Raw genomic sequence first — 10,624 nt, forward strand, 5'->3', positions numbered from 1 at the left:
GATGGGGATCTCCGACTGAGGTCGAGAACGAGGGGGAACGATGGAACACAAGAAGAAGGTGCCAAACAGCATCGGCATTTTCGGCGCGAGTGGCCACATTGGCGGCCCTATGGTGCGTTGGTTGCGCTACAACGCCCCGGATGTCAGATTGCGACTAATCAGCAGCGGTGAAGACAAGTTGGCGCAGTTGCGGGCGAGCTATCCGGACTGCGAAATCGCCATCGGCAACTATTATGACTTGCCGTCCCTTACCGCGGCTGTAAGCGGCATCGAAGGGCTCTTCGTCATCGCGCCCAACGGCACGCGCGAAGAGCATGCTATGACGAATCTTATTTCTGCTGTTCGCAATTCCGACAGCTTAATTCACATGATTCGCGCGGTCGGTGTTTTTCCTTCCGTCAATCCCCGGCGAATGCCCGAGGCGCTAACGAACATCGGATGGGGGATCGCGACCCAGCACCCGATCGCGCGTCGGCTTCTAGATGAATCCGATCTCCCAGTCACCTATTTCAATATCGGCGCGAGCTTCATGGACAATTTCCTGAACCCTCGCTTTCAGATGTTGTCACCCGGCAAGGTGACATGGCCGAACCGTCGAGTACCGTTCATCGACCCGCGCGAAATCGGAGAAGCGGGCGCGCGGATATTGCTCAGTGACAACGCACGGCATCTCTATCAATTTCACACTCTCAACAATGGATACGACAACCTTTATGTGGGCGATGTCGTCCGGATGATGGGTGAAGTGCTCCAGACGGATATTGCCTACGACTCCACCAAGGAAGGGCTGATCGCCCTTTTCGAATCGGCAGCAACGCGCGACCGGGTACGGTCGGATTTGGCGGAGTATCTGTGGCAGTTCTTTCGCTATGAAGATGCGAATGACGTGGCGTGGACATTGAACGATTTTCTGGAGCGAACGCTTGGCCGCAAGCCGACTACGGTCCGCGCCTGGCTTCAGGAGCATCAACAGCAGCTACGGGAGAGGCTGAAAGATCGTCGCAGTCGGAGCCCGACAGCCGATTTCGTGAGGTGAACGCGCGAGCGACCGCAAGCGCCAACGAAGGTAACGACATGCGTAAAGTCACAACTGATGTGCTCGTGATCGGGGCCGGGCCGGCTGGTCTGGTAGCCACCTCGATCTTAGCCATGCACGGCATCTCTACCCTGACGATAGCTCGGCACAGAGGCACAGCGCATGTGCCGCGGGCGCACATCACCAATCAGCGCACGATGGAGTTGTTTAGAGATCTCGGCATTGAGGATCGCGTTCGCGACGTCGGATATCCGCTGTCAATGCTATGCAACAATCTCGTGGTGACATCATTGTCTGGGCTCGAGATCGCTCGCTTCAAGAGCTACGGTTCGGCACCCGAGCGGCTATCCGACTACGCGGCAGCAAGTCCTTGCACGGCCGTAAATGCACCCCAGCATGTGCTTGATCCCGTCCTTCTCGCAAGTACGCTCGAAAGAGGCGCCGATATCCGCTTCATGAACGAACTAGTGCATATCGAGCAAACACCTGACGAAGTGCGAGCCGTGGTGCGCGAACGCGAGAGCGGGACGGAGTACGTGGTGCACGCACGATACGCGATTGGTGCTGACGGCGCACGCTCGCGGGTCGCGGAGCAACTGGGGCTGGGGCTTGAAGGTGAAGCAGGCCTTAGGGGGATGGCCAATAGTTGGCTTGAGGTCGACCTAACGAAGTACACAGCTCACCGGCCGGCGGTGATCTATTTGGTTGCGCAACCTGGCCGCGACCAATGGTTTGGAACAGCGAGTTGGGTTAACGTCCGGCCGTGGAATGAGTGGAGCCTGTTGCATCCCTGGAATCTTGATGAAGGACAACCGTCGGAGGAGGCCGTACTCGCCAGAGCGCGGCTGACGCTCGGTGATCCCGATCTCCAAATAAAGGTCAAGGCAATCAGTACCTGGCAGGTCAACAATGTCGTGGCCACAGAGTACCAAAAAGGCCGGGTCTTTTTGGCAGGCGATGCCGCGCACCGCCACCCGCCCACGGGGGGCCTCGGCACCAACACGTCGGTGCAAGACTCGTACAACCTTGCCTGGAAGCTTGCTTTTGTCGTGGCCGGAAGGGCGGGTCCTGGTCTGCTTGGTAGCTATGGCGCGGAACGCCGGCCTGTAGGACAACACGTCGTCGAGCGTGCGATCAAGAGTTGGCACAACATGGCCGTACTGAACAAGGCACTCGGTTTCGAGCCGGATCAGTCGACCGAGGACGGCTGGGCAGCTCTTCGGGAACTGTATGCCGATTCACCGCAGGCATCGCGGCGGCGCAAGCGGTTCGCTGAGGCTCTTAAGCTGCAGAACTATCGGGCGAACGCACTCGGAGTAGAGCTCGGCCAGCGGTATACCTCGTCCGCCGTCGTTGACGACGGCACCCCTTTCCCGGAGGTGCAAGGCGACGTGGACCTCTACTATCAGCGAACGACGCACCCGGGGGCATATCTTCCCCATGCATGGGTGGAGCACGAGTGCCGACAGATATCCACACTCGACCTCGCCGGACACGGCCGCTTTTGCCTCATCGTGGGTATCGGTGGCAGCTCCTGGGCACAAGCCGCAGTCAAAGCCAGTGATGAACTCTGCATTGATCTGCCCGTTTTCGCCATTGGACTCCGTTGTCCCTATGACGACGTCCTCGGGGATTGGACTGCGATCCGGGAGGTGAGCGATTGGGGTGCAATCCTAGTGCGGCCTGATCGACACATCGCTTGGCGATCCATGGACATGGTCGAGTCACCGGCGGACGTCCTTACGTCTGCCTTGGGTCAAGTCCTGTCAGTCAACTCTTCAGGCATAGGTGTTCGAAACCATCCGGGTTAAGAAATGCCCGCTCGTAGTTCGACCGCAACAACCCAGGACTCCATCATCCGCTCTTTTGTCACGCGCTCCCTCTCAATGAGTTTTTCAGAAAGAGATTCGTGTCAGGAGCACGGTCAGCTTAAATATGGCGGCATGTTGAGACAGAGCCCGCCATCTCGCTGAGTGGCAGAGAAGCATCATAAGTGCTGCAGCACAGACCGAATGCGACTAATCGCTGCTTTGGCACGTTGCGAAGAGAGCTTCTCGGCCTTGTAGATTTAATGAAAGGTGAGCTTGGCGTGAGGGGCACAAGACGCAAAATGGCCTCCTTCAGAACACGGCGCACGGGGCGACGTAAGATCAGCCAATCAACCCACCAAGGCGAGCCCAAGGTCGTTATTGCGACCACCCCTCGCAGCTGCTTAAGTCTTGGTTGTATGGCACCAAGATCGGCTGCGTGATCATATGCAACGCCGGGCGCCCACGCCCTGTCGAACCATCCCTTTAACATTGTCGGTGGTCCGAATCACCACGTGGGAAAGATCTGCACAATGGCTTCGGCCCATAGCAAGTCGTCGACCTCCTTAGCCACCTCGGCAACCGAAAAACTGGAATAATAGCTCGCACGTTCTGTCGCCGTGAAAGCCGGCGTGAAGCCGGATTAATAGAGGTCAACCCGCCTGCACTCGTGCTTTGCTTCCATCTGCGTGTCGATAGATGTGCGCGCGAATGCGCGGCAAAGGCTCGCATAGTGGATGGGCCGTGACTATATCTGTTTCGTGTCCTGAGGCTAGACTCGGACACTACGTTCCGACGACTGCTGCCGCTGCGAAAACGGCTCGGGGAAGATAGACGAAGACACGACCGAGAGGCTAGTGCTCATCTCCCCGCAATGGCACAGCCGCTGGACAGTGCAGCGCCCCCCCTTGCGCTACCGATCACGACGCTGCGAAGCAGGTCGATCACCCAAAACCTCTTGTTACGCGCCTCAACTTCCAGTCTCGTAACCTGCCCCGGCCAGTCACTGTGTTGCACGGGGCTGAGGCCCTGCACCAGCAGAGGTCGGTCAGCGGAGCAAAATGCGCGCCTCAACCCGAATTGTCGGTTCGCGCGGAGGCAGCGGAAGCGAAGCGTTAACGTCACGCCAACGGCTATGATACCCGCGGATAGCTATCACGGTGTTCGCATTTCTGCTCGACCTCGCGCCTTGGCTGCATGACGACGGCCTTTGGTCACTGGAGCGGCGCTTGACAGCCAATTTACGAAACGTTACGTTTTGTAAATAATCAACAAAAACAAAGCCGTTGGGATAGCGCAAGGAGACTAGGATGGACACCGGAACGATTTTCAAGGGCGAGTTTTGGCGCGGCCGAAACGTAATCCTGGGCTGCCTGCTCGGGATGATGATGAGCTATAACTCCATTTTCTTTTATAGCTCCGGTCTGTTTCTAAAGCCGCTCGCCGCAGAGTTCGGTTGGGGGCGTGGGGCAGCTTCGCTCGGCATTCTCGTGCCGCTCATAACCGCCGGCATCCTCAGTCCGTTTACAGGCCGATTGATCGACAGATACGGGGCCTTCCGAATGGCGCTTTTGTCCGCGGTGGGATTATCACTATCGTTTCTATTGCTAGGTATCGCAACTGTGGGACTATTGAGCTTCCTCGCTCTCACCTTTCTTCTTGCTCTCCTAAGCAACGCGACATCGCCTCTCTCGTATGGACGCTTCGTCTTAGCCAATTTTCCAAGGCACTTGGGACTCGCGTATGGCATCGTTTACATCGGACCAGGTCTCGGAGCGTTGGTGTTTCCGCCCCTAGTCACAAAATTGATGAGCATCTACGCATGGCGAGGTGCTTATGTCGGACTTGCGATCGTCGTTCTTGTTTCCGTCCCAATTATAGCTTTGCTACTTAAGAATCAGTCCGCACGCAATGTAACCGACGCTGGAACTGCGAATAGGCAATGGAACTGGAGCTTGTACACTGATCGGCAGTTCGTGCTTCTGGCAGCGATCTTTCTATTTGCCTCAACGGGGATATTCGGAACCGTTGTTCACCTCGTTCCCATGTTAACTGATATTGGTCTTTCGCCTGCAAAAGCAGCTGAATTCGCAGCACTGATGGGCTTCGCGGTCATTGCCGGGCGGCTGATTACAGGGTTTCTCCTCGACCGCATTGAGGCGAACCTGCTTGCGGCAACCATCTTTGCGCTGTCTGCCGGCGGCATAATGTTGCTGGCAACAGGCAACATAGCAGCGATTCTTCCAGGCATTTTGGTTGTCGGCTTCTCCATTGGATCAGAGATCGACCTTGCTTTCTTCATTATTGGTCGACGTTTTCCGTCGATACATTTCAGCACGTTTTTTGGCGGTATCCTTTTCGCCGTTTCAATCGGTGGCAGCTTGGGGCCGACGGTTGCTGGGATTCTCTACGACGCGGCCGGCAACTATCTTCCCTGGTTTGTCATAGCGACGACCAGCATGGTCGGTTCATCCATCCTCTGTCTCGTTGGTCGTCGGTCATCGCTTCGATACGGCGTCACCGATCGGGTAGGCCAACAAGCCATGCCGTGACCTATACCACGTCTGCCGTCTGCGATAATTGTCCAGAAAAGGTGTAGCTGCGAACTGCCAAGAGATTGTCCATTCGGACCTGACCACGAACTTCGAAGTCGCGGACACTAGGTTCGGGGCTAGCCGAATGGGCGTCCAAGAGCAGCTCCGCTGCCCCGAAAGGTCGAAAAGCCAGGGTACTGAGGAAGGAGAGTTGAGCAAGGCGGATACCGCGCGCCGAACTTGCGGTCATTCTGAAGACGGCCGCGAAGCTGAGCTGTCGTTTCCGTTCCAAAGATCGCGAAGCTTGCAGAATCGCTCGTCTCGGCTCATTCAATCCCAAGTTAAATCGCGATGGCTCCGTACGCTGGAAACGGTATTGCTGCGCCTCGCTTGATCGAAACCACCATCTTTCACTTGCCTCACATCATGGACAGCGAGTGGAAGTTCCGCACGTCAGGTTCAGCAAGGCTGATCATGTGGCCGCCGCCACTTGCCTCGCCCAGAAGCGCGGCGGGTGGTTGTGAACGCCTCCCCAGCTAAAGAAATGGCGAGAGCGACAAATATGTAATCGCTCTCGCCTAGTTGCTCGGGAGAAATGACCTTACGGCGACGTCAGGCACGAAGGCGCTGCCGCGGTCGAGGGTTGACGCTTCGGCTCACTACGCAGGCGCGCGTGGAACAGAGGCGGCGGCGTAGCTCGCCCCCGGAGGCAGCCGAACTTGCGGATCTACAAAAATATCTGGTTGCAGTGCGCTGGCGGGATCGTTCCGGTAGCCGTCAAAGTTGGTGATTCCCTCCTCGGCTAGAACGTCGTCGTCCAGTACGAAATTTCCGGTGTAATTGCGCGAAGAGCGGCACAGAATGGCATAGGCCGCATCAGCCATAATCTCCGGAGTGCGCGAACGCCGCAACATCCCGTCGTCGTCCAGCGCGAACTCAACTGCCGCCGTCGCGACGGTGGTGCGTGGCCAAAGCGCATTACAAGCAATGCCAGCCTCGCGCAGCTCGCTGGCCAGTCCGAGCATGACCATGGACATGCCGTACTTTGACAACGTGTAGGGAAGATGCTGAGCAAACCAGTCGGCTCGCATCACCAACGGTGGCGATAGCGCCAAGATATGCGGGTTGCTGCTACGACGCAAATGAGGGATACAGGCACGGGAGGTGAGGAACGTCCCGCGCATGTTGATCTGCTGAATTAAATCGAAGCGCTTGAGTTCGATGTCCTCGGTCTTTGCCAAGTTAATAGCTGAGGCGTTGTTGATGCAGGCGTCGATGCCGCCAAAATGCTCCGCTGCCTTTGCTACAGCGGCATTGACCTGTGCTTCCTCACGTACGTCGACGATGAGCGGAAGCGCTCGTCCGCCGACATCCTCGATCGCCTCAGCGGCACTATAGATCGTGCCGGGCAGCTTGGGGTGCGGTTGGGCAGTCTTGGCTGCGATCGCTATGTTCGCGCCGTCACGCGCGGCGCGTAGCGCAATGGCCATACCGATCCCCCGACTCGCGCCGGTGATGAACAAGGTTTTCCCCTGTAGTGGCTTCTCGCTCACCCTCGCGCTCCAGCCTCGACGCCACAGCCCCACATATCAACCATCCATCTTAGCGCAATGCAAACGGTCGCCCTCAACGAGGGCGAACCGAACCTACGGAAGAACACCCAGCTTACAGACCGCGCCTTCACGACGGTCAGTGCTGAAGACCGACGCCTTTTGTCGAGCTAGTGCGCCGCCGCCATGTTGCGAGCGTGGCTGGCCGACGCCGCTAATTCCTGCAGCGCTTTGACGGGGTCTTCGCCTTTGCGCACGGCTTCAGCCTTGGTCTCACACCACCGCTTCAACGCTGCTTCGCCGTTCTGAATCTTGTTAGTCCAGTTCTCATCAACGTTTCTGGTGATCTCCAGGCGCACCCCGTTGGGGTCGCTGAAGTACAGACTCTCGATGATGCCATGATCCGTGCGAATGACGGAAACCCCATTTTGGATCAGCCAGTTGTGCCAGTTCTCAATCTCTGCCCCGGTATCCACCTGCAAAGCCACATGGTTGAACGCTTTGTGGACCGGATGATCTGAAAATAGCGGAAGTTCAGGGATACCTGCAGCTTCAAAGAATGCGAGTGCGGAACCATCCCCTAAACTGAAGAACAGATGCAAATAGGTGCATTCTTCGCCGGTCGACGGAATCTTGTCGTCCATCACCGCGGCGATCAAAGGCATACGCATGATGCGGGTATAGAAATCTGCCGTCTTCCCGGCATCGTAGGTAACGTAAGCCAGATGATGATGCCTTTGTGGAGGCCCGAGCGGCACGCGCAACTGAGTTTGAGAATTGTCTGTCATTTGATTTGATTCCTTTTCAGGTAGGTTGAGACGGGATAACCGCTCGAAGAACCCAAGGCGAGCTACTGAATTGCAGTGGAATTCATACCTCTCCTCGTGGTCAAACGAATATTTTTAATTGGCTCATGAATTTCAGATGCGTTGGCAAAGGAGCAGAACTGCTTGAGTGTTAGATTTGTCATATTCGTTTCGTACAGAATCGTAAGAACCAACTACGACACGGCAGTCGGCGGGAATATACCTGCTCCCCGCAAACTTTGTGATGATCTCACGCAAGGGCGGTAGCTCTCTTGCAATGATGACCGTCGCGCTGGTGCGCCGATACTAGTACGCGCCCGGTTAGCGTTTCTAAGACCGCGCCCGGCGTAGGACTATCGCCCTTGGCTCGCCAAGCGATGATCTGGTCCGGCCGGACAAGAATGGCAGACGCACCAAGCAGCTCGTTCAGTTCGGGTTGATCGATGCGATGAATGACCAAGGGAATGAGCCTCTCGGCCGCTGCAGCCTTGAAGGCACTGGAAACCGTATCGTCGCCAATCTCAATGAGCGTATAGACATCGCCGACCAGATCGAGCGTCGAGCGTCCATCCGCAAGCCAGGCATGAGGGATACGATGGCCCGGTCGAGCCGTACGCGTCAGTTGGACAATATCATCCGGTGGCTCTGGCGTGCCGTCATCGACGATGACTGGCGATCCACTGTATCTATATCCCAGCGAAACGCCCATCGAATTGTATTCTCGCTTGAAGGTCTTGCTGATGAGTTCGCCGGCACGCTCACGAGCGGCAGCACCTTCGGCATTATCCTGGTTGAGAAGCCAGAGAGACTGATCGATAACCGGCTTGATCTTACCCCAATCCGCGTAAAGCTCGCCGGCCATGGCTGCCGTTCGTGCAGCCCCTTTCTTGCGATCGAACTCATAACTGTCGAGCAGGGGATCATCAGCCCATCCCTGAAGCACTGCAGCCAATTTCCAACCGAGGTCGAAGCCATCCAGCACACCGGTATTCATTCCATGCCCGCCGGCGGGTGGCATGGTGTGCGCGGCATCTCCGGCAAGAAAGACTCGCCCAGCACGGAATCTTTCAGCGACCCTCTCGCGATTGATCCACGGCAGGACTTCGGTCAAATATGTATAATTCACCTTGCGGCCCACGAGTTGATGAATCCCGTTGTCCATCCGGGCTCGGTCGACTTGGCTGGGCTCGGCCACAAGGACGATCCGAAACCGATCAACCCCGTCATACGGAAGCAGCGTTACCGACACTCCGTTGTCGGTAACGGCCGTGTAGCGACCGCCCATCCGCGGGCGCGCGAGATCGGCAATCTCCCGACTTTCAATAATGGCTTCAGCCGCGTAGCCGTAGATCCCCGAACTTTGGTATTCAACGCCGACTTGCTCTCTCACGAAGCTGCGTGCACCATCGCAACCTACGAGATATTTGCAGCGGATGGTCTTGACCGCACCGCCCGCCTCTACCGGTTGCACGTCGACCAAGACTCCGTCCTCATCCTGACGCAGCCCAAGGAACTTGTGCAGCCAAAGAAACTGCACCGTCTCGAAGCGGCCGGCGTAGCGATGAAGAATGGGATTGAGCCAACTCTGCGGGCAGCGTTGAGCGAAAGTTGGACTCTCCGGAGGAGGTACCATCTTGGAGATCGGCGCCCATGGGAGACGGGCCAACTCATAGCCGACGAGTGACGTTAGGTACGAGGCATCCTGGGGGTGGTCGACAGGCCAACCGCAATTGCGTAAGTCGTCCGTGATCCCCCACTTTCGAACGAGCTCCATGGTGCGGATGCTGACCGCGTGAAGGCGAGGATCCTTGAAGACTCCGTCGGTCATTTCGACGACAGCGCACTTGACGCCTCGCCTTCCCAATTCCGCCGCCAGGCAACTTCCGACAGGCCCAGCACCAATGATGACGACGTCGGCTTCCATGGAAGCGGTCTCCTCACCCTTCTATCTTCGATTCATGTTGACGGCAGCTCGGGCGCCGCCAACAGCGATATTTGCGCTATCGTTAGCATAGGCACGATGGCGCGTCTATGCTTTAGCGACCCCCGAAGAGCATTTTAGTTCTGCATGGATGGACATTTTCGGGCCAAAGCACGCTAGGGCATTCGAAGCTGACAACGGTCGGATTAGGCTAACGTTCGCAAAATAAGTGAATGTTCGGTTCCATCAGCAACCAACTGCCTCTGATCGCAGTCGGCATGAGGCCTCTTCCTGTGCTCGCCTCCAAAGCATCGTCCAATGTAGCGGACCATCCGCCATGCGCTTGCACCGGCGGCAACGTACAGACGCTTGCGGTCATGCGAGGCGCAATGCGGCCATTCCGGACTCCTCGGCTAGCCCCACCTCACCACAAATGAGCTTTGACTGACCCGATCCACTCCACCACCCTCGGAAGCAGATCTAGAGCTCGTCTCGGCTTGGAGACTGGAGCCCGCCTACACCCGGTGGCGCAGCTTGCCCAGGAAGTCGATCTTGCCGACAGCGACGCCCTGTGCCCGCAAAATGTCGTATGCGGTCGTCGAGTGAAAATAGAAATTGGGCTGCGAGAAGGACAAGAGGAAGTCCTCTACGAGAAAATTCAGTTTGTATGAACCGGCCTCGAATCGTAAATCGCGCCCCAGGAATCCGTTGACCTCGGCCCGGCTAAGGGCTGACAGCCGGTCAATGGCAGTGGCCACCTGATCGCGGAGCCCCGCAAAGCTATCTGGCCAGGGCGACCGATCGGGAAGGTAGGCCCCCATACGCGCTCCTTCCAACGCACCGATAGAATGCACAACGGTGGCCTTAACCGTACGCCTACGACGAAGGCCGCCTGATTGTCGCGTGCGCGCGGGCACGGCGAGCTATATGTGATGGCGTTGGGTGAAGGTCAGGCGGCTTGCTGATCGT

Annotated in this window: 7 protein-coding genes; 3 read left to right on the forward strand and 4 right to left on the reverse strand. The window is 57.3% G+C overall.

What is annotated here, in order from left to right; genetic code table 11:
• Window positions 1-40 precede the first annotated feature (40 nt).
• From IVB46_RS19750 to IVB46_RS19760, 3 genes are all read left to right on the forward strand, one after another.
• Window positions 41-1,036 (forward strand): NAD(P)H-binding protein, encoded by a 996-nt coding sequence (locus tag IVB46_RS19750; protein ID WP_247303304.1) that lies wholly within the window; start codon window positions 41-43, stop codon window positions 1,034-1,036.
• 38 nt (window positions 1,037-1,074) lie between these two features.
• Complete coding sequence (locus tag IVB46_RS19755) at window positions 1,075-2,847, forward strand: FAD-dependent monooxygenase (RefSeq protein ID WP_247303302.1); 1,773 nt, start codon at window positions 1,075-1,077, stop codon at window positions 2,845-2,847.
• A 1,307-nt stretch (window positions 2,848-4,154) separates the two neighbouring features.
• Window positions 4,155-5,396 carry an MFS transporter gene (locus IVB46_RS19760; protein ID WP_247303300.1) on the forward strand — a complete coding sequence of 414 codons (1,242 nt, stop codon included), beginning with the start codon at window positions 4,155-4,157 and terminating at the stop codon, window positions 5,394-5,396.
• Window positions 5,397-6,037: 641 nt separating this feature from the next.
• Here the strand turns inward: IVB46_RS19760 and IVB46_RS19765 are convergent.
• The 4 genes from IVB46_RS19765 to IVB46_RS19780 all read right to left on the reverse strand — a co-directional run bounded on the left by IVB46_RS19765 (window position 6,038) and on the right by IVB46_RS19780 (window position 10,476).
• Window positions 6,038-6,931 (reverse strand): NAD(P)-dependent oxidoreductase, encoded by an 894-nt coding sequence (locus IVB46_RS19765; protein ID WP_346016133.1) that lies wholly within the window; start codon window positions 6,929-6,931, stop codon window positions 6,038-6,040.
• 167 nt (window positions 6,932-7,098) lie between these two features.
• Window positions 7,099-7,716 (reverse strand): VOC family protein, encoded by a 618-nt coding sequence (locus IVB46_RS19770; protein ID WP_247303118.1) that lies wholly within the window; start codon window positions 7,714-7,716, stop codon window positions 7,099-7,101.
• A gap of 268 nt (window positions 7,717-7,984) precedes the next feature.
• Window positions 7,985-9,658 carry an FAD-dependent monooxygenase gene (locus IVB46_RS19775; protein ID WP_247343325.1) on the reverse strand — a complete coding sequence of 558 codons (1,674 nt, stop codon included), beginning with the start codon at window positions 9,656-9,658 and terminating at the stop codon, window positions 7,985-7,987.
• A gap of 512 nt (window positions 9,659-10,170) precedes the next feature.
• Window positions 10,171-10,476, reverse strand: coding sequence for a DUF1993 family protein (locus IVB46_RS19780; protein WP_247303122.1), 306 nt, complete (start codon window positions 10,474-10,476; stop codon window positions 10,171-10,173).
• Between the last annotated feature and the right edge of the window lie 148 nt (window positions 10,477-10,624).

Origin of the sequence: Bradyrhizobium sp. 61 (genome assembly GCF_023073075.1) — a bacterium.
GTDB lineage: Bacteria > Pseudomonadota > Alphaproteobacteria > Rhizobiales > Xanthobacteraceae > Bradyrhizobium > Bradyrhizobium barranii.

Bases quoted from the DNA above. Each gene is read 5' to 3' on its own strand.
- IVB46_RS19750 (WP_247303304.1), top strand. From the start codon at position 41: ATGGAACACAAGAAGAAGGTGCCAAACAGCATCGGCATTTTCGGCGCG.
- IVB46_RS19755 (WP_247303302.1), top strand. From the start codon at position 1,075: ATGCGTAAAGTCACAACTGATGTGCTCGTGATCGGGGCCGGGCCGGCT.
- IVB46_RS19760 (WP_247303300.1), top strand. From the start codon at position 4,155: ATGGACACCGGAACGATTTTCAAGGGCGAGTTTTGGCGCGGCCGAAAC.
- IVB46_RS19770 (WP_247303118.1), bottom strand. From the start codon at position 7,716: ATGACAGACAATTCTCAAACTCAGTTGCGCGTGCCGCTCGGGCCTCCA.
- IVB46_RS19775 (WP_247343325.1), bottom strand. From the start codon at position 9,658: ATGGAAGCCGACGTCGTCATCATTGGTGCTGGGCCTGTCGGAAGTTGC.
- IVB46_RS19780 (WP_247303122.1), bottom strand. From the start codon at position 10,476: ATGGGGGCCTACCTTCCCGATCGGTCGCCCTGGCCAGATAGCTTTGCG.